This window comes from Sorangium sp. So ce1014 (assembly GCF_051521505.1).
Taxonomy (GTDB): domain Bacteria; phylum Myxococcota_A; class Polyangia; order Polyangiales; family Polyangiaceae; genus Sorangium.
The window spans coordinates 641922-660151 of the sequence record NZ_CP150356.1; the positions used below are offsets into that span (position 1 = coordinate 641922).

General features: G+C 71.8%; 15 protein-coding genes. 4 read left to right on the forward strand and 11 right to left on the reverse strand.

What is annotated here, in order from left to right; genetic code table 11:
* Nucleotides 1–128: 128 nt before the first annotated feature.
* Nucleotides 129–1154: a homoserine kinase gene (locus WME75_RS02485; RefSeq protein WP_437486034.1), complete on the reverse strand. Its 1026-nt coding sequence runs from the start codon at nt 1152–1154 to the stop codon at nt 129–131.
* A 343-nt stretch (nt 1155–1497) separates the two neighbouring features.
* On the opposite strand from WME75_RS02485, the gene hflX reads away from it, so the two are divergent.
* Nucleotides 1498–3366 (forward strand): GTPase HflX, encoded by a 1869-nt coding sequence (gene hflX / locus WME75_RS02490; RefSeq protein WP_437494731.1) that lies wholly within the window; start codon nt 1498–1500, stop codon nt 3364–3366.
* A 45-nt stretch (nt 3367–3411) separates the two neighbouring features.
* Here the strand turns inward: hflX and WME75_RS02495 are convergent, their stop codons facing one another.
* From WME75_RS02495 to WME75_RS02520, 6 genes are all read right to left on the reverse strand, one after another.
* Complete coding sequence (locus WME75_RS02495; protein ID WP_437486036.1) at nt 3412–4362, reverse strand: hypothetical protein; 951 nt, start codon at nt 4360–4362, stop codon at nt 3412–3414.
* Nucleotides 4363–4372: 10 nt separating this feature from the next.
* Complete coding sequence (locus WME75_RS02500; RefSeq protein ID WP_437486038.1) at nt 4373–5596, reverse strand: PEGA domain-containing protein; 1224 nt, start codon at nt 5594–5596, stop codon at nt 4373–4375.
* Nucleotides 5597–5747: 151 nt separating this feature from the next.
* Nucleotides 5748–6356, reverse strand: a complete 609-nt coding sequence (locus tag WME75_RS02505) for a precorrin-2 dehydrogenase/sirohydrochlorin ferrochelatase family protein (protein ID WP_437486040.1) — start codon at nt 6354–6356, stop codon at nt 5748–5750.
* A gap of 98 nt (nt 6357–6454) precedes the next feature.
* Nucleotides 6455–7246: a hypothetical protein gene (locus WME75_RS02510; RefSeq protein ID WP_437486042.1), complete on the reverse strand. Its 792-nt coding sequence runs from the start codon at nt 7244–7246 to the stop codon at nt 6455–6457.
* The gene (locus WME75_RS02515; protein WP_437486044.1) at nt 7243–8805 is read right to left on the reverse strand and encodes a BamA/TamA family outer membrane protein; all 1563 of its coding nucleotides are present in this window, start codon (nt 8803–8805) and stop codon (nt 7243–7245) included. The genes WME75_RS02510 and WME75_RS02515 overlap by 4 nt, the downstream gene beginning before the upstream one ends.
* Nucleotides 8806–8943: 138 nt before the next feature.
* Entirely contained in the window at nt 8944–9846 is a 903-nt protein-coding gene (locus tag WME75_RS02520; protein WP_437486046.1) for a hypothetical protein, read from the reverse strand.
* 119 nt (nt 9847–9965) lie between these two features.
* Here WME75_RS02520 and WME75_RS02525 point away from each other — a divergent pair, with 119 nt between their 5' ends.
* Nucleotides 9966–10355, forward strand: coding sequence for a hypothetical protein (locus tag WME75_RS02525; RefSeq protein ID WP_437486048.1), 390 nt, complete (start codon nt 9966–9968; stop codon nt 10353–10355).
* Between the two features lie 19 nt (nt 10356–10374).
* Here WME75_RS02525 and hisIE read toward each other — a convergent pair whose 3' ends face one another.
* Both hisIE and WME75_RS02535 read right to left on the reverse strand, forming a co-directional pair.
* Complete coding sequence (gene hisIE / locus WME75_RS02530; RefSeq protein WP_437486050.1) at nt 10375–11064, reverse strand: bifunctional phosphoribosyl-AMP cyclohydrolase/phosphoribosyl-ATP diphosphatase HisIE; 690 nt, start codon at nt 11062–11064, stop codon at nt 10375–10377.
* A gap of 3 nt (nt 11065–11067) precedes the next feature.
* The gene (locus tag WME75_RS02535; RefSeq protein ID WP_437486051.1) at nt 11068–12531 is read right to left on the reverse strand and encodes a prolipoprotein diacylglyceryl transferase; all 1464 of its coding nucleotides are present in this window, start codon (nt 12529–12531) and stop codon (nt 11068–11070) included.
* A gap of 214 nt (nt 12532–12745) precedes the next feature.
* On the opposite strand from WME75_RS02535, the gene WME75_RS02540 reads away from it, so the two are divergent.
* Nucleotides 12746–13498, forward strand: coding sequence for a hypothetical protein (locus WME75_RS02540; protein WP_437486053.1), 753 nt, complete (start codon nt 12746–12748; stop codon nt 13496–13498).
* Nucleotides 13499–13503: 5 nt separating this feature from the next.
* Nucleotides 13504–15084 carry an MXAN_5187 C-terminal domain-containing protein gene (locus WME75_RS02545; RefSeq protein WP_437486055.1) on the forward strand — a complete coding sequence of 527 codons (1581 nt, stop codon included), beginning with the start codon at nt 13504–13506 and terminating at the stop codon, nt 15082–15084.
* A gap of 208 nt (nt 15085–15292) precedes the next feature.
* On the opposite strand, the gene WME75_RS02550 is transcribed toward WME75_RS02545, so the two are convergent.
* Both WME75_RS02550 and WME75_RS02555 read right to left on the reverse strand, forming a co-directional pair.
* Nucleotides 15293–15445 (reverse strand): hypothetical protein, encoded by a 153-nt coding sequence (locus tag WME75_RS02550; protein ID WP_437486057.1) that lies wholly within the window; start codon nt 15443–15445, stop codon nt 15293–15295.
* Between the two features lie 365 nt (nt 15446–15810).
* Nucleotides 15811–17604, reverse strand: coding sequence for a protein kinase domain-containing protein (locus WME75_RS02555; RefSeq protein ID WP_437486059.1), 1794 nt, complete (start codon nt 17602–17604; stop codon nt 15811–15813).
* Nucleotides 17605–18230: the final 626 nt, after the last annotated feature.

The following is an 18230-nucleotide window of genomic DNA, read 5'->3' on the forward strand; positions in this document are numbered from 1 at the left end:
CGGACGCGCAACGCCGCCCTCGCCCGGCGCCGCGAACTTAACGCAAAATCACGGGGCGACCTTCGCGCACACCCGCGTCGGACGCGAGCTGGCGCAAATCAGGCGAGAGCCGACGCGAGCTGACGCGATCAGACGCGAAGCAGCGCGAGCAGCCCCTCCGGGCCGAGGCGCTCGAGCGTCCGCTGCCGCGCGAGGAAGCGCCGGAAGTCCTTGTAGACACCGCTGCCCTTCGGGCGGAGCTCGAAGTCGGTGATCCGCGTGATGGAGAACCTCAGCGCGGCGACCAGGCTCTCGTGGAAGATCCGGCCGCGCTCCTCGGTTGAAAGCTGCCGCACCGACGTGTAACCGGCGGCGAGCGCGGCCGCGAGATCCGGGTCGAGGTCGTCGCCGAAGCACCACGCCAGCATCGTGACGGCGAGATCGAAGACGGCGCTCCCGCGCGAGGCGCTCTCGAAATCGAGCAGCGCCGAGATCTCGCCGTCCTGCCAGAGCACGTTGTCGCGGAAGAGATCGCCGTGGATCAGCGTCTCGGGTCCGGACGTCCGCGGCGCCGCGGCGCGCATCCGCTGGAGCCGGCCGGTGAGCTCGTCGACGGCGGCGGCCACCTCGGGCGGGAGGGTCGAGGCGGGAAGGCCGGCGCTCGCGGCGGGGCCGGGCGCACGGAGGCCCTGGAGCCGCTGGTCGAGGCTGTCGAGGTCGAACCGGCTCGCGTTCGCGCCCTCGAACGACGCGCCGACGAGGTGCACGCGCGCCAGGGCCGCGCCGACGCGACGGGTCGCGTCGGGCGTGACGCGCGCCTGGCAGATCGAGTCGCCCGCGACCCACGGGAACACCGCGACCGGCTTGCCGGCGTGCTCTGCAATGAACGCGGCGCCCTCCGACCCGGACGCCGCATCCCGGCGCCGGAGCGGCTGCGGCGTGGCGACGCCGCTGGCCGCGAGGTGCTCCAGCATGTGCGCCTCGCGCGAGGCCGCATGGAGCTGCTGCTCCTCGTAGACCCGCAGGAACGCTTGCCCGCGGCCGTCGGCGAGCGTCAGCGCGAAGTTCGAGTTCACGCTCCCGGCGAGGAGGCCGCGCACGTCGGCGATCTCCAGGCCGTAGAGCGCGCCGATGCGGCGGGCATCTGCGAGCGAGAGGGGGGTCAGGATGGCCATCGTGGGCACGGTTGCCACGGCTCGCGCGCGGCCTCCACAGGAACCTGGAGGAGCACGCCGGGCGAGAGACGCGACGAGGCGGGGATCCGGAGAGGCTCGACGGAGAGAGGGTCGACGGAGGCGAGCGACGAGGCGGAATGACGAAGGGGAAGGGGAGGGGGAAGCGACAGAGGGGGGAAGTGGGGAAGTAGAGAGGGGGAAGGGAGGGAGAAGAGGGAGGGAAGAGGAACGAGGAGCGACGAGAAAATGCGCGCCCCACGTGAAGATCCGCGGTGGCCCAGGTCGCAGACCGGTTCCGCGTGCGTTATGAATGAGCGGGAGCAACATCCCCTTCGACTATCGAATGCCCACCATCTACGGAAACACCACCGGACTCAGCCCCCTCGCCACCAAGACCCTAGAGCGCATCTACCGCCGCAAGGTGCCGCTCGCGAGCCTCGCCACGCCCGAGCTCATCAAGGCGCTCGCCGAAGCGTCGCACGAGACGGGGCGCCAGGTCGGCGCCCTGGTCCACCGCTCGGGCGAGGTCGACTATGTCGTCGTCGGCGACGCGACCCGGCTGATGCTGCCCGACATCGGGCGCCTCCGCGCGGCGCAGGGGCGCTTCAGGGCGCTCCGGCTCGTCCACACGCACCTCTTCAACGAGCCGCTCACGCGGGACGACCTTGTCGACCTCGTCCGCCTCCGGCTCGATCTGGTCGCGGCCGTGCAGCTCACCCCGCAGGGCGAGCCGAAGACCATCCAGTACGCGTACAACGTGCCGGTCCGCGGGAAGGAAGCGATCACGGTGACCGTGGACGACGCCGACGGCGACGCCGACGGCCGCGGGAAGGCGGAGCTTCCGTACCGGACCGTGGGCCCCGTCGCGGTCGGCCGCGTCGACGTCGATTTCGGCGCGCTCATCCAGGCGCTCGAGGACGAGTTCGCGAAGCGCTCGCGCACGCGGTCGGTCGCCGCCAAGGACGGCCGGGCGATCCTCGTGCATGTCGCCGAGAAAGCCAAGACGGGCGCGCTCGCGCGGGCCGAGGAGAGCCTGCGCGAGCTGACCGAGCTCGCCGGCACCGCCGGCGTCGACGTCGCGGACAGGGTGCTTCAGCTGCGCGACCGCATCGATCCGCGGCTCGTGCTCGGCAAGGGGAAGCTCGACGAGGTCGTGCTGCGCGCCTCGGAGCTCGACGCGGAGACGCTGGTCTTCGACCGGGATCTCACCCCCTCGCAGGCCTCGGCGATCGCGAAGCACACGGACCTCAAGGTGCTCGACCGGACGCAGCTCATCCTCGACATCTTCGCCCAGCGCGCAGAGTCGTCGGACGGCAAGCTCCAGGTCGAGCTGGCCCAGCTGAAGTACACGCTCCCGCGCCTCGGGCAGAAGGACGACTCCCTGTCCCGCCTGACCGGCGGCATCGGCGGGCGCGGCCCCGGCGAGACGAAGCTCGAGATCGGGCGCCGCCGCGCGAAGGAGCGCGTCAGCTTCCTGGAGGCGCAGCTGAAGCGGCTCTCCCGGCAGCGCGAGCAGCGCCGCCGCCGCCGCGCCCGGCTCGGCGTGCCGGTGGTCTCGATCGTGGGCTACACGAACGCCGGCAAGAGCACGCTGCTGAACACGCTGACCGGCGCCGATGTGCTCGCGGAGAACAAGCTGTTCGCGACGCTCGACACCCGCTCGAGGCGGCTGCGCTTCCCCGAGGAGCGCGAGGTGGTGATCACCGATACGGTCGGCTTCATCCGGGAGCTTCCGAAGGACCTGTTCGCCGCCTTCCGGGCGACGTTCGAGGAAGCCGCCGACGCCGACCTCCTGCTCCACGTCGTGGACGTGAGCGATCCCGCGCGCGATCAGCATATCGAGACGACCGAGGCGCTGCTGACCGAGCTCGATCTCATCGGCATCCCCCGCATCGTGGTGTTCAACAAGGCGGACCTGATCGCCCCGGAGGAGGGGCGGCGGCTGCTCCTCGGGCATCCAGACGCGGTGCTCCTGTCCGCCACGGACAGGGAGACGACGCGGGAGCTGCTCATGAAGCTCGCGGCTCGGCTCAAGAGCCGCTGGGACGAGGCCGCGACGGTGCCTGTCTACGAGGCCGAGGCCGAGGCCGAAGGCGTCGAGCCGGAGGACGGCGGCCTGTTCGAGGGAGAAGCCGAGTCGATGACGGTGCTCGGTCCGCCATCGGGCGCCGGGGAGATCCGCGCGCGTGTGAGAGGGACGTTCGAGGCGTGAGCTCCGCCGGGCTCCTCGAGGAGCCCGGCGGGAGCCGGGGAGAGCTCAGGGCGTCGGGATCTCGTCACACGTGAAGACGGTGCCGAGGCAGTTGCCGCTCGCGCACTCGACGTCCTCGCCGCACCGCTCGCCGGCCGCCAGCTTGCAAGCGCCCTCGCCGTCGCAAACGTTGACGTCGCTGCAGTCCGTCCCGTCCTCGCCGCCGAGCGGGACGTTCGAGCACGTGCCCTCCGACCCCTCGATGTTGCAGGCCTGGCAGGCCGAGTCGCAGCCGGTGTCACAGCAGACGCCGTCGACGCAGCTACCGCTGCCGCAATCGGTCGCGTCCGTGCATTCCTCACCGTTCGCGGCCTTGCACTCGCCCATGGCGTCGCACGCCTGCTTCTCCTCGCAGCCGAGGCCCGGCGTGCCCGCCGGAGCCAGCGCGCAGGTTTCCGCGTCGGCGTCGCAGACATGGCACTTCGCGCACTGTGTGTCCTCCGAGCACTCGGCGAAGCACGCGTTGGCCTCCGTATCGCAGGCGAACGTCTCGCACGACGTCGCCTCGCCGGGCTTGCACTTCACGTCGGTCCCGTCGCAGGTGCCGCTGGCTGTCTGGACGCCCTCGGAGCACGTCGCCTCGCCGCACTCGGCCTCGGCCTTCGAGGGGCCGCACGTGCCGTCTTCTTCGCCCGACGCCTTGAGCTCGGCGGTGCAGGCGTCGCATTCCGCGTCGCAGGCGTCGTCGCAGCAGACGCCGTCGGCGCAGGAGCCGCTCGCGCAGTCGTCCTCTGCCTTGCACGCCTTGGCGATCTCGCACTGCGGGCAGGTGGTGCCACCGCAGTCGACGTCGGTCTCCTCGCCGTTCTTCGTACCGTCAGCACAGCCGTTGGTGACGCCTTCGTCCCCCGGGATGCGCGAGCGGTCGACCGTGGCGATGAGCTCGCAGCCCATCCCGAGGGTCGAGAGCGCGCCGGCGCAGAGCGCCATCGCGAGAAGGTACTGGTTCTTCCACATAGTAGTCCCCTTAGAAGGTAAACCGCGCGGCGGCGCCGCCGCCTGTCGGGCTGACGAACGGAGTGACGAACGCCCTCTTCGTCACGCTCGAAGCTGCGGCCTTCGGTTCGGCCGTCGCGTCATCGGTGAGGAGCAGGACCGCGCCGGTGACGCCGAACGTGAGCGCCACCGCGAAGGACATGTCCGAGATGAGCGCGAAGCGGTCGACGCGATCTGCGGCGTCGGTCGTCGGGAGCTCGTCGAAGTCGCCCTTCGCGCCGAGCGCCTGGATGCCGAAGATCGTCCCGACCACGACGCCGGCGCCGGCGAGCCCGAGGGTCACGTAGGCCGGCACCCGAGAGCGCGGCTCGACCGACGGTGCAGGCGGCGGCGGCTGAGCCGGAGGCATCTCGGCGGCGGGCGGCGGGGTCGGAGGCTGCGCCGGCGCCGCAGCGATCGGCGCCGGCGCCTTGGGCGTCAGCGCGACGCTGACCTCGCGCGTCTCGGCGAAGGTGACCTCGAGCTCCTGGCTCGCGTCGGCGAACCCCTCGGCCGAGACGGTGAGCGTGTGCTTGCCGGGCGGGACCGAGAGCTCCTGGCCGGTCTGGGCCACGCCATCGACCATGATCTTGAGTCCCTGCGGCGCCTCCGGAACGGTCGCGACCTTCACCTTCGCCGGCGTCTTCTTCAGGGACTCCACGCGCCCCTGCGCCTCGGTGATCTTGTCCTTGAACTTCTCGGCGTCCGGCTTCGAGTCGAGGAACGACTGCCACGCCGCGACCGCCTCGGTCACGAGCCCCTGCTTGTCGAGCGCGAGGGCGAGCTTGTACTTCGGTGCGGCGCCGGGCACGTGCTCGTCCGCCTGGCGGTACAGGTCGGCCGCGACGGCGTACTCGGCCTTCTCGAACCTGGCTTCGGCTTCCTTGTAGAGCTTCTTCGCCTCGTCCTTCTTCTGCTTTTCCGTCAGCGGCTTCTTCGGCTTGGTGGTGGTCACCTTCGCCGCGGGCTCGGCGGCCTTTCCGGGCGCCGCCGTCGCGGGCGTACCGGCCGCAGGCGGCGTCGCGCCGGTCGCGGGCGGCGCTGCGGCGGGGGGAGCCGCCTGCGCCGCGGCTGCGGCGGGCTTCGCAGGACCCGGCGTCGGCGCGGCCCCGGCGGGCGCCTGCGCAGATACCGGACTGACGTTCGTCAGCGTCAGGAGCCCAGAGACCATCGCCGCCGAGGTCAACATCGTCAGCCGGCCCGATCGTGAACGCATACCGTAAGCCCTCCTCCGCAGATAGTGTCGCGTGGGCGCCCACTTAAGCCTTGAAGGCCGCTTTACACAAGGGTTTTCGCGTTCGTTGGGTCGCGCGCGCCCTCGCGTTCGCGGCGACGGCGCCCCGGCTCGCCCGCGGCGTCTCCGGACATCAAGGCTCATCGCCTCGCTCCAGCCATGGAGGGAACCGAAGCCTCGCCTCCAGGCCAAAGCCCGAGGTGGCCTGGCGCATTCGCGCGGCCCGCTCGGCGCCTCGAGGGAGGCTCTCGCGGAGCCGCCGCAGCGCCTCGATGTAGCGCGCGAACCGAGGATCCGAGAAGAGCGCGCTGAGGTCCTCCCGGATGCGCCGTATCGTTCCTGGGCTGACGCCGTGGCTGCTGAAGCTCATGGTCAGTCCGGAGGCGGAGACCACCGAAGGATTGACGAAGCTCGACACCTCCGGGCGATCGAGCGTGCAGACGAGGCGCCCGGCGTCCGCGAGCTCGCGGTGGAGGCGCCGCGAGAGCGCGTCGTCGCCCGGCGCGAGGAACACGATCGCCGCGCCGGCGAGGTCGCCGTCCACGAACGGCCGCCGGTGCAGCTCGAGCCGCCCTTCCCGGCTGGCGCGCTCGATCGACGCGTCGACCTGCCCCGGCGCGACGACGGAGACGCGGGCGCCCGCCGAGAGGAGCCGCTCCACGGTGTAGGGCACTTCGCCATCCGCGCCGATGACGAGGGCCCGCCGGCCGTTGAGGTCGAGCGCGATGGGAAAGAGGCGCATGAGGGTGGAGTAGACACGAACGGGGACGGCCGCGCAGCGATTGTGGACCGGCGGGCGCGGCGCGCGTGACGGCGGGCGAGCTCGCCGTCACGCGCGGCTCAGCGGCCGGGGGGGCTCCGGGGCGGCGGGGGAGGGCTCGGCGGCGGAGCGGGCGGGAGGAAGGCCTGCGTGCGAAACGCGAGCTTCCTGTCGGCGTTGCCGATGCGCGTCACGAACAGGCCGACGAAGGAGCCGAACAGCGAGTCGCCGGGCCCAATGGCGGTGGAGCCGGGCGGGCGGGTGACCCACCGCTTGATGCGATCGAGCATCTCGGCGCTCATGGGGTTCACCTCGACCAGCACGGCGACGAAATAGCGGCTGCCGTCGCGGACGAGGGACCGCTCGACGAGCGGCAGCTTCCGGGCTTCAGCGCAGTTGCGGAGCACGCCCTCGACGTTGATCGCGACCGTGCTCGACGGACTTCCCGCCTGGATCAGCTGGATCCGGAACACCTCGTCCCAGAGGTCATAGACGATCCGGCAACTCTTGGCGGCGAGCGCGACGGGGTTGCCCCCGCTCTCGTGGAAGAGGTAGCCGCGCATCGTGATGACGGTGGGGAGCCCGCTGAGCAGCTTCTTCGAGATCTCGCCGTCGACCACGTCGCGGAAGCCGACGGTGAGCTGCACGATCGTCTTGTCGAGCGAGAGGCTCGCCACGCGGATGGGCAGCGCGGCCGGCGTGCCGAGCGCCTGTTGCGCGTCTGCGTCAGCGATCTCCTTCGGCCCCTGCCGGCCCTCCGCTCCGCCGGGCCCGTCCTGGGCCGCCGATCGGCGCGCGCCGAGGGAGAGCGCCGCGAGCAGCGCGATCCCGAGCCAGCGTGCCGCGGCGCGACCTGCGCCCGGGCAAGTCATTTCCGCTCACCGCGCCGCGCCGGGATCAGCCCGAGCAGGTTCGAGAAGGCGAGCGTCACGCCGCCGATCGCCGTGTCGACCCGCAGGCCGAGGTTGTAGGTGATGTCCACGGGCACGCGAGCGAAGCCCTCGTATCCGGTCGGCGCATCGGTGAGCTCGCGGCGGGTCGCCAGCCCGTACAGGCCCGCGGCGCCGAAGAGGTCGACGCCGTAGATCGAGCCACGGCCGGCATAGACCGGGATCCGGTACTCCGCCTCGAGCTTCGCGGCGAAGTCCCCGTACCGGACCTCGATGATGTCCGTGCTGAGGAAGTTCGGCGGCTGCCTGCGATCGGGGGCAAGGTCGAGCAGCCGATCCGGCAGGAGATCGGTGAGATCGCCGACGTAGAATTTCTCGAAGAAGGGCGCGTCCCCGGCGACGGCGCCGGCGAACGCCTCCACGCGGAGCACGTGACGCAGCGGGAGGCGGAACCAGCGTTGCGCGGCGAACTCGAACTTCTGGTAGCCGTAATCGCTGCCGAACGGCGGGACGCCCACCGTGACCGAGACGGAGGCGAGCGTGCCCTGCGTCGTCAGGAAGGGCGCGTCGCGCGTGTCGTAGTCGATCGCGGCGCGCAGCGACGAGAGCACCGTCTTGCCGCCCAGGATGTCGAAATCGATGGGCTCGCGGCTATTTCCGCGCATGTGGGAGGCGACCGTGGGCACGGTCGCGTCGATCTGCTCCAGGTGGTAGTCGAGCGACAGCCGCGAGGAGGAGGAGACGTCGTGGCCCGTTCCGAGCGTCGCGCCGAAGCGCTTGTAGGCGACGACCGCGTAGCCGGTGACCTCCCGCTGCTCGAGCAGCGGGGACTCGAACGAGACGTCCCGGTTGCCGAAGAAGTCGCGGGCGTCGTTGTAGAGCACCGTCACCGTGGCCGACCAGCGGCTCCCGACGAACGCGGGATCGGCGAAGCGGGTCCTCAGGGCGAGCTGGTCCGCCGCGAGGCCGACGCCGGCGCCGAGCGTGATCCCGGTCCCCGCGAGGTTGGTCTCGGCGACCTGCACGCCGGTGAACGCGGAGAGCGGCCGCGCGTTGCCCGCCGTGTCCTCGTCGGCCGCGATGCCGAGCCAGAGATCCTGCACGACGAACGTGTTGCGCTCGACGACGTCGATCACGAGCGTCGCGCTCCCGCGCTCGGCCCCTTTGCGGAGCGACAGCCCGATCGAGGTGAAGAACCCGGTGCCGAGGAGGCGGTAGCGCGTGAGCTCGATCCCCGGATCCTCGACGTCGAGCACGTCCCCCGCGCGAAACCTGACGTAGCGGAGGATCACGCGCGCGGCGGTGCGCACGTTGCCTCGGATCTCGATGCCATCCAGGGTGTACCGGACGCGGTGCTTCTCCTGGGATGTCGCGCCCGCGGACAGCCCGGCCGCGCGGGTGCGCGCGGCCGCGTGAGGTGCCGGCGCCGGCGCCGCGGGCCCTGCACCGGCGGCGTCCTCCGCGTCTTGACCGAGCGCGCGACCCGGGTGCGACCCCACGAGCAGCGCGCTACAGAGCGCGAGGAGCGCGCGGCGGAGCACCGGGGGCAGGAGAATGGCGGGGGAGCGTGAAGAGCTCCGGAATCGAGGAGGATTCACAGGATCCCTGCGACACCGCCGGAGCCTCCTGCGACTTCAGCGACGCGCCCTTCGACGGCGCATCGTTCAACGGCGCACCGTTCAGAGACGCACCGTAACACGATCGACTCCTTCTCCGGCGGGATCGGCCGCGTCGAGCTCGACCACCGGCGCGGCGTCCTCGGCGACGGCGTCCGGAGGGGCATGGCGCGACGGCGTCCCGCGGCGCATCCGTGCCCCCGCAGGCTCGTGCTGCTGCCGCGGTGGCTCGCGCGAGGTCGGGGCGGCATCGGTGTGCTCCGTCAGCACGAGCAGGTCCAGCCGGGCCGGTGTCGGCTCGATCAGGTGATCGGCCGCTGCGAGCAGCAGCGTCCGGACCTCGGTCCGGACGGTGACGTCGCGCGTCCAGCGCGCGCCGGCGCTCGCGGCGATGGCGCGGGCCAGGAGGAGCTCCCCGCGGCCGCGCACGTCGGCGGGGATCCAGTCGGCGATGAGCGGATCCGCGAGCATGGAGAGTGTCCTGCGCAGCGCGGTGACGTGGCGAGGGCCGAACCGCTCCGGCGCGCGCGCCGCGTGGCGCGCGAGGCGCAATGCTCTGCGGAGCGCGCGCCTCGCCGTCGTGCCGACCACGGCGCCGCGCACGGTGAGCCGCTCGCGCGGCGCATCGAGGGCGCGCAGCACCGCGGCCAGCGAGAGCCCTCCCGCGATCACGAGCGCCACGGTCGCGGCGGTCGCCTCAACGCCGTGCAGCTTCCAGCCGCCGGTCGCCGCGACGAAGGCGCAGGCGGCCACGAGCAAGAGCCCCAGCGAGCCCAGCGTGCCTGCCGCATGCGAACGGTCGCGCCAGGAGCCGCGTTCGCCCTGGATGAGCCGGGCGTAGCCGTCGGGCGCGATGAGCCTTCCGCCGCTCGGGATGAGGCCCACCATGGCTCGCCGCGCCGCGCGCCCAAGGCCAACCTCCAGCGGGCCGAGCTCGACGCCGGGCGGCTCACGGAACGGGCTCACGCGTCCAGGATAGCCCATCCCTCGCCGGCGCGGAGGGCGCGCCGCGGAGCAGCGGCGACGGTGGGCTCTGCGACTGCTGGCAGTGCAGCGCTTCGGAGTACGAAGAGTGCGTGGACGACGTGGAGGACGCTGTTCAGAGCGCCGAGCGGAGGGGCTGCCCGGAAGCGGCAGACGCCTTCATGCGCTGCGTGGACGCGGACATCGAGTGCATGGGCGACAGGAACGCTGCCGAGCCCACGCGCTGCGAGACAGAGAAGGACGCGCTCGCGACGTGCGGCGTCAGGGTGCCCCTCCTGGGCCCCCTCTGCGAGCGGGGCGCGCAGAGGGTACGGGACTGTGCGGGGGGGCTGTTCGAGCCCGCCCCGTGCGCGGGGCCGTCTCGATGCACGTACGCGTGCTATGCGACAGCGACCTGTGACGACGTGCTGTCCGGCCGCTCCCGGCAGCTCGACGAGTGTGTCGCGCGATGCGTGGGGGGCATGCCTCCGCCCGGGCCGTCGCCGCGCTGAGGCGGCGACGGCCGGCGCATCACGGCGCTCCCGCCTGGTCCTTCCGCGCCCGCAGCGCCTTCTCGACGAGGCCGCTCGTGCCCATGCGCGACGCGAGCGCGGCGAGGACGGCGCGCAGCGGGATGCCGCGCGACGCGAGGCCGACCAGCAGGTGGTAGATGACGTCCGCCGCTTCCGACGCGACGCGCTCGTCGCTCTCCCCGGCGATCGCCTGCGCGAGCTCGCCGGCCTCCTCGCGCAGCTTCGCGCCGATGAGCGGCGCGCCGCCGTCGAGCAGCTTCCGGCTGTAGCTCTTCGTCGCCGACGACGCCTTGCGCGCCTCGATCTCCCGCTCGAGCGACTCGAGCAGCGCGGACGCGTCCTGGCCCTCGTCGGCGGCCTCCGGCTCGCCGTCGCCGCGGGCGTCGACCTGCCGGAAGAAGCAGCTCGCGCTGCCCGTGTGGCACGTCGGACCGTGGGGCTCGGCGAGGATCAGGAGCGCATCCCCGTCGCAGTCGGCGTGGATGCTGGTCACGGCGAGCGTGTTGCCGCTCGTCGCCCCCTTCTCCCAGAGCTCGCCGCGCGATCGGCTGAAGAACGTGGCGCGCCCCGTCTCCAGCGTCCGGGCGAGCGATTCCCGCGTCATGTACGCGAGCATCCGGACCTGTCCCGTCAGCCGATCCTGCACGACGGCCGGTATGAGCTTGCCCTCTCCGAATGCGATCTTCACAGCCTATGCCTCTCCGGTGGTGTCGGGCGCCTCGGCAGCGTCGCCGCGTTCGCGGGCCGTCGCCCGGTCTCCGTCCTTCGCGCTGCCGCGCCTGGCCCGCGACGGCTTGTCGCCGGCCTCCGTCGGCGCGCCCCGCTTCTCGCTCGGCGTGCCGTCCTCGTCCTCCCCGTCGCCCGGCGCGTCGTCCTCGTCTTCCTCGTCAGCGGCGACGGTCCGGCTCTCCGGGAGGTTGAGCGCCATCGCCTGCTCCGGGTGGTCCAGGGCGGCCTTGTAGTAGATCGCGAACGCGATCGACGCGGCGAGCCCGGTCGCCAGAGCGACCGCCTGGGAGGTCGAGTACTGGAGCGACGTGGACGCGCCGAACGTCTCGGGTTTGAGGGCCAGGTACAGGGCGACCGCGGGGACGAAGGAGAGCGCCTGCGTCACCTTGCGCGCCACGTTGTCGCGGATCACGTGGGAAAACCCGATCGTGTACCCCACGGCGAAGACGACCAGGCCGGCGGGGAGCAGCACGTGCTCCGGGAGCGTCGGCGGGATCGAGCCGCGCTCCGCGTCGTCCCGCAGGAGCTCGAGCAGATAGCGGCAGACGCCGTAGGAGAACGTGAAGAGGAGGAAGATCTCGCCGCGGAACTTCTGTCGCCGGCGCGCGAGGAGCAGGAGCGCGAGCAGCCCTGCGCCGACGAGCGACTCGTAGATCTGCGTCGGGTGCACGGCGAGCGACGCCTCGGAGGTCGGATCCAGCCCGCGCTCCTTGACGTGCTGCACCCACGCCGGGGACCCGCTGCCGTGCTCCAGCGTGCCGTCGGCCCAGTGCGGGAACGTGCCGAGCTTCTTCAGCCAGGCTGGCGCCGTCTCGCCGAGCGGCCGGCCGAAATCGCAGCCGAAGAGATAGCAGCCGATGCGCGTGATCATGAGGCCCGAGGCGAGGCTCGGGACGGCGACGTCGGCCCAGGGGAGCAGCGGGAGGCGATGGGAGCGCAGGAACAGGTACGAGCCCAGGAAGCCGCCCAGGAAGCCGCCGTACGCCACGAGCCCGCCGCGGCGGATGTCGAACATCGCGCCGAACGAGTCGAACTCGTCGAGGTTCGTGAGGATGTAGAGCACGCGCGAGCCGAGGACCGCGGCGAGCGCGGTGACGACGTAGCAGTTGGCCATCGTCTCCTTCGGCAGGCCGTCGCGCTCCGCGAGCCCGAGCGTCAGGTACCAGCCGACGACGAGCGAGAGGCCGAGCATGACCCCGTAGCTGTAGATGGGGATCGGACCCAGGGTGTAGGTCTGCTCCTTGAACTGGGACGCGAGCACGGCGAGCGCGACGCCCGCGATGCCCGCCGCGGCGGCGCCTGGTCTGTTCTTGCCGACGAGCAGCCCGATCGCGCCCGCGAAGGCGATGCCCGCAGCGATCAGGAAGACCCAGAGCAGGGGCACGGTCCAGACGGGCAGCGGGACGCGGAACAGGATGGGATGCATGGCGCCTCTCCTTACGCCTGCGATTGGGGACCATCAAGCGCCGTCTCTCGGGCATGACGCGGCGAGCCAAGGCGCTCGCGGACGCGGGTCCAGCCGCATCGGGCGGTCGCGATGCGCCCGGGCTGGCAGCGCGGCGCAGCTCCGTCCTCCATCCCGGCGACGGCGTCCGCGAGCGGCCTCGAAGTCCGCGCGCGCCGCTGCTAGCATCGATTCCGTGCTCTCTGGCCGTGCCACCGTCAGCGTCTTCGCCGTGCCTGGGCTGCTCGTGAGCGCGTCGTGCGTCCCCGAGGGGCCGGCCACCGGTGACACGAGCACGCGGCCAGCCGGGACGGTCGCGACGTCGGCGTCCGCGTCGACCGCGGGGGGCGTTCAGGGGGTGCAGCGTGCGGGCGTGTTCGAGGACGATTTCAACCGGTCAACGCTCGGCTCCGACTGGAACGCGCTCAGCCCCAAGTGGAAGATCGAGGAGGGGCGTCTCTGCGTCCGCGGCGCGAGGAATCGCGGCGTGTGGTTGAAGCGCCCGCTGCCGGAGAACGCCCGGATCGAGTTCGACGCCATCGCCGAGGCTCCCGACGGCGATCTCAAGGTGGAGCTCTGGGGCGATGGACGGAGCGGAGCGACGGCGGCGAGCTACACGAACGCGACGAGCTACCTCGTGATCCTCGGCGGATGGAAGAACACGAAGCACGTTCTCGCCCGTCTCGATGAGCACGGCGCAGACCGCCTGGAGATCGACGTGGATCCGGAGAGCGATGACGAGCGCGCGCGCCCGGTCGCGCCGGGGCAGCCGTATCGCTTCCGGATCGAGCGTCACGACGGCAGGACGCTCGCCTGGTCGGTCGACGGTGTCGAGTACTTGGAGCTCAACGATCCCGCGCCGCTCACCGGCCCGGGGCACGAGCACCTGGGCTTCAACGAATGGGATGCGCCGGTCTGCTTCGACAACCTGCGCATCACGCCCCTCTAGCCGCGATGGAATCGAGCGAGGTCGAACGGGAGCTTGGGGAGCTGGAGACGCGCATCGAGCGGCTGCGCGCGCTGTATGAGCAGTACTTCATGGGGATCGAGCGGCTCGAGCCGCTCATCCCGCGCAAGGACGTCGAGCGCCGCATCTGGGTGATGCGGCGCGAGCAGATCAGGAACACCGGGCTCCGGTTCAAGTTCCAGATGCTGATCCAGCGCTACAACACGTTCCAGCAGTACTGGGGCCGCATCTCGCGCGAGATCGAGAACGGGACGTACCGTCGCGACGTCATCCGCGCAGCGAAGCGGGTCGGAACGAAGGAGGCGCTCACGATCGTCGGCCGGAAGCGGGCGGAGCGCTACGCGGAGCTCGCCGAGCAGCAGACGGCAGCGCACGAGGCGGCGCGCCGCGACGACGGCGACGAGGAGATCGACGTCGACGACGAGGCGGTCACGCTGGCGCCCCCGCCTCTGCCCGCCGCGCCGGCGGCGCGAAAGCAGCCGCTGGCCGCGCTGGCCGCCGAGGAGGCCCTGTCGCGCGAGGCCGTCGTGCCGTCGACCGTGCCGGAGGCGTCGAGCGCGGCGCCCGCCGGTCCACAGGTGCGCCTCGCGCTCGTGCCGCCCGCCACGCCGCAGGCGGCGGCGGCCGTGAAGCCTGCGCCGCTGGGCGGGTTGCCCCGGGGGCTCGGCCTGACCAGGCCTCAGCAGAAGCCGCCGGAGGTCAAGCCGGCGGAGGCAAAGTCGACCGAGGCATCTGGAGCGGGGACCAGGACAGCCGCGCGCCCCACCGCCGACCGGAACCAGCCTGCGGCGGCGGGCGCCAGAGGTCAGCGACTGGCCGAGCTCGCGGCGGAGATGCGTGCTCAGCGCTCGCAGAGCGCCAAGAACGGCGATGCGGCGGCGGTCGCCGGCGGGCCGCCGGGGGCCTTGACGGACGTCGCATCTGAGCCGCCGTCCCCTCTACCGAGGCGACCGCCGCCTCCGCTTCCCATCAAACCTCCGCGGAGCCCTGCCACAGCGCCGGCAGCCGCAGCGCCGGCAGCCACAGCGCCGGCAGCCGCAGCGCCGGCAGCCGCAGCGCCGGCAGCCGCAGCGCCGGCAGCCGCGGCGCCGGCAGCCACCGCGGCGGTGGTTCCCGGCGCTGCGGCTGCTGGGGCGAGGCGGCAAGAGCGCGTGCACTCGGAGCGTCCTCCGCCGAGCCGGCGCCGTCGCTCCACCGCGCCGCCTGCAGCGGACACCGGCACGGCAGGCGGAGCTCGGCACGCGGCGCCGCACGCGTCCTCGCGCCCGCCGGACGCAGCGCGCGCCGGCCTCGACGTCGCGAAGCGCCCGCGGCCCGGGCCGCCCCCGCAGCGGCCTGCCGCGCGCGACGATGAGCTCCCGGAGCAGCGTCTGCGCCAGATCTACGCGAAGTACGTCGAGACCAAGCGCGCCGCGCGGGAGTCGACGGCCGGCGTCACCTACGAACGCCTGGCCGAGAGCCTCCGCGCACAGGCCGCGAAGCTACGCGCGACGAACCCGGCCAAGTCGGTCGACTACGATGTCGTCGTCAAGGACGGCAAGACGCTGCTGAAGCCGATCCTGAAGTAGCCCGACGTCGTCCCGCAGCCGGACGTCACCGGCGCAGCTCCAGGTGGCCGGGCGGGCGCGACCCGCCAACGAGGGAGCGGGCGCGCGCACGAAACCCACGGCTGCGAGCTCCAGGAGCTGAGCTGGCCAGTAACACCTGGCCAGCTGTGTTGCCCCGGAGAGCGCTCGCTACGTCGGATGGCTGGAACGATGAGGTTGTTCGGGCGGATCAGTGATGTGCGACGCGGCGCCAGAGCTGCGGCAGGCGCTGGACCCGCGCGGGTACCCCGGCCTCCTGCTCGACGAAGAGGATCGCACAGGCCGTGCGGTCGGCCTCGCGCATCCTCGCGCATAAATCGGCCAGGTCATCGTCGGCGTCCACGACGTCGGCCTCGGCCGGCTGGGAACAGCCTTGCGCGTATTTTACATTGTCAAGGGCGATCCATCGCCCAGCAAACTCTTCAGAGCGACATATGTCTCGCCACGTCATTCGAGGCGCGGCCAAACGAATCTTACTGCCCATTTCCCGTGAGCGACCTTCTCCCCCATGTTCCAAAGTCAAGCGCCGACCTACTAAGTCAGATCGTGGCGTTCACTGAACTTTCAGAACCATCAGGGCAGGATCTAGCACCGGTCAAAATCGGGCGTCAAGGCAAGCCTGGAACAGTCCGGACCCGTCCGACGTTGCGCCCGATCGCTCACAGCCGTCCCAGACGCCACGTCACGTTCACCGACTTAGTTCCGTTGTCACTGACATTTTGACGGCAACTGGGACATCGCCTCGCCTGCCCCGATGCGCGCGGCAGCCACGGCGTGGGACTTGGCCGCGCACCCCTTGGAGGCGACGGCTCGCTTGGCGCTCGCGCCGATCGCGGCCCTGGCCTCGGCCTTCCTGGAGCCGTCGCAGCCCGCGAAGCGCTTCACCGCGAGATCCGTGTTGCCGCCGTTCGCCAGGTTGATCGCGGCCCTGCACTCCTGCTCGGCCTTCTCGTTGCCGGCGGGCGGGGTCTTGGGCCCCGTGGTCGCGGTCGGTGTGCTCTTCGGAGTGTCAGGGGGCGCCTTGACCTGACCGGCCTGCTCGGACGGGGGCTCTGGGGTGGAGGGCTCGCTCGTCGGCAGGGCCACGATCGGGTCCGACGTGACGGTGACGGGCGGCGTGCCCGAGGGCGGGGGGATGGCGGTCGATGTGCTCTCCTCGGTCGCGCTCCCGCTGTCCCCCTTCGTCATCATGACGATGCCCACGACGCCGAGCACCGCGACGGCCGCGACCGCGGCGAGGATCGGGGCTGTCTTGTTCTTCTGCGCCGGCGGCGGCGGCGCGGGGAACACCTGGCCGCTGCCCGTGTTCACGGGCGGGTGCGCCGGCACGGCGCCTCCCGGCATCGCCGCCTGGTCCATGACGGTGGCGGCGCCGTGATGGTGATGGTTGACGACGGTCTTGCTCGGTCCCGTGGACGGTCCCGCGACGAACAGCGGCTCGCCCATCTGCGTCTGACCCGAGCGCGACGGCATCAGCGCGGTCCCGCTGGTCGGGGCCTCGAGCCCGACGTGGGTGCGGGGCGCCGTCGCGAGCACCGAGAGGCGGGGCCCCGCGCCGATCGTGAGGTCCTCGTAGAACTCCCGGGCCGACTGCTGGCGGTCCTCGCGGTTCTTGCTGAGGGCCCTCATGACCGCCGCCTTCATCTTCGCCGGCGCCGCGGCGCCCATGGGCACGGCCTCGAACGGGAACGGCTGCGCCGTCATGTGCTGCGTCGCCCACGCCCACGGCGTATCGGCGTCGAAGGGCAAGCGCCCGGTGAGCATCTCGTAGGTCAGCACGCCGAGCGAGTAGATGTCGCTCCTCGCGTCGAGCTCCTTGCCCGTGAACTGCTCGGGGCTCATGTACGGCGGCGTGCCGAGCACCGTGCCCTGCTGCGTCAGCTTCTGCTCGGCCCTGGCGCTGCGCTCGTCGCGCTTCGCGATGCCGAAGTCGAGGACCTTGACGTAGTCCTCCTCGCCGGCGCGCCTGGTCAGGAAGAGGTTGGCGGGCTTCAGGTCGCGGTGGACGATCCCCTTCTCGTGGGCCTCCTGGAGCGACCCGCACGCCTGCGCGACGATGCGATCGACCCGCTCGGGCGAGAGCGCGCCGCCCCGCTCGAGCGCCGTCTCCAGCGACTGCCCGGTGAGGAGCTCCATCGCGATGTAGAGCTCCCCGGTGTTCGTCTGCCCGAAGTCGTAGACCTTGATCGTGTTCGGGTGCTCGAGCTCGCTGACCGTGCCGCACTCCCGCATGAAGCGCGCGACCACCTGCGGATCCTTCGCGTGCTGCGAGAGGAGCGTCTTGATGGCGACCTTCCGCACCGACGTCCCCATCGGCTGCTCGCCGTCGTAGACGCGGCCCATCCCGCCCTCGCCGAGCACCCCGACGATCCGGAACCGGCCCCCCACGATCGTGCCGATGAGCGGATCTGCCTCCACCGGCGCGACAGGGAGGAGCGCGCCGCACGTGGCGCAGAAGCGCGCCCCATCGATGTTTGGCTGATGGCAAGCGGGACAGTCCATGCGATCGAACCTCTACCCCCGAAGCATGACGAGATGCCACGGCCGCCCGGCGCTGCTTCGCTGCGCGCCCGAGCGAACGTGCGCCGGGCAGGATCGCAGCAGCGGCGCGCCGAGCGCAAGGGAGCTCTTGCGCGCCCGAGGTGCTGCCACGGCTTCCCCCGTGAGCGCGTGCGCGTCGCGCGGCGTGCGACGACGGCGAGCTCGGGCCCCCACGCGCACCCGCGCCGCGCCGCCTCGCGCGTTGTGCGGGTGCGCTCAGCTCGACGTCCACCTTGAAAACGGTCGGCACTCGAGCGAGATCGGCGCTGCCGGACGAAGCGGGAGCTCCGGCCCGCCGCAGCTCGATGGCGCGCTTGCCCCGCGCTCTCGCAGCCGGTTCCAGCGAAACGGACGAAAACGATGCACACCGCTTGACACGTCTCTTGCAGGGGGCTAAGAGCCTCCTCCCTTCGCGGGACTCGTCTACCTTCGGAACGACGTGAACGGCACCAGCACCTTCACCTCGCTACGGTCCAGCCTGGCCGGGACACTTAACTCCCGGGCCGCGCAGGCAGGCGGTCCAGCAGGACCGGGAGTTGATTGCTCGCACAGAAGTGATCGGTCTTGGGACATTTCGCTAGGTCAGC

Excerpts from the sequence above, each read along its gene's own strand:
- WME75_RS02505 (WP_437486040.1), bottom strand. The coding sequence starts at position 6,356 with ATGCGCCTCTTTCCCATCGCGCTCGACCTCAACGGCCGGCGGGCCCTC.
- WME75_RS02510 (WP_437486042.1), bottom strand. The coding sequence starts at position 7,246 with ATGACTTGCCCGGGCGCAGGTCGCGCCGCGGCACGCTGGCTCGGGATC.
- WME75_RS02555 (WP_437486059.1), bottom strand. The coding sequence starts at position 17,604 with ATGGACTGTCCCGCTTGCCATCAGCCAAACATCGATGGGGCGCGCTTC.
- WME75_RS02485 (WP_437486034.1), bottom strand. The coding sequence starts at position 1,154 with ATGGCCATCCTGACCCCCCTCTCGCTCGCAGATGCCCGCCGCATCGGC.
- WME75_RS02545 (WP_437486055.1), top strand. The coding sequence starts at position 13,504 with ATGGAATCGAGCGAGGTCGAACGGGAGCTTGGGGAGCTGGAGACGCGC.
- hflX (WP_437494731.1), top strand. The coding sequence starts at position 1,498 with ATGCCCACCATCTACGGAAACACCACCGGACTCAGCCCCCTCGCCACC.
- WME75_RS02535 (WP_437486051.1), bottom strand. The coding sequence starts at position 12,531 with ATGCATCCCATCCTGTTCCGCGTCCCGCTGCCCGTCTGGACCGTGCCC.
- WME75_RS02495 (WP_437486036.1), bottom strand. The coding sequence starts at position 4,362 with ATGTGGAAGAACCAGTACCTTCTCGCGATGGCGCTCTGCGCCGGCGCG.
- WME75_RS02500 (WP_437486038.1), bottom strand. The coding sequence starts at position 5,596 with ATGCGTTCACGATCGGGCCGGCTGACGATGTTGACCTCGGCGGCGATG.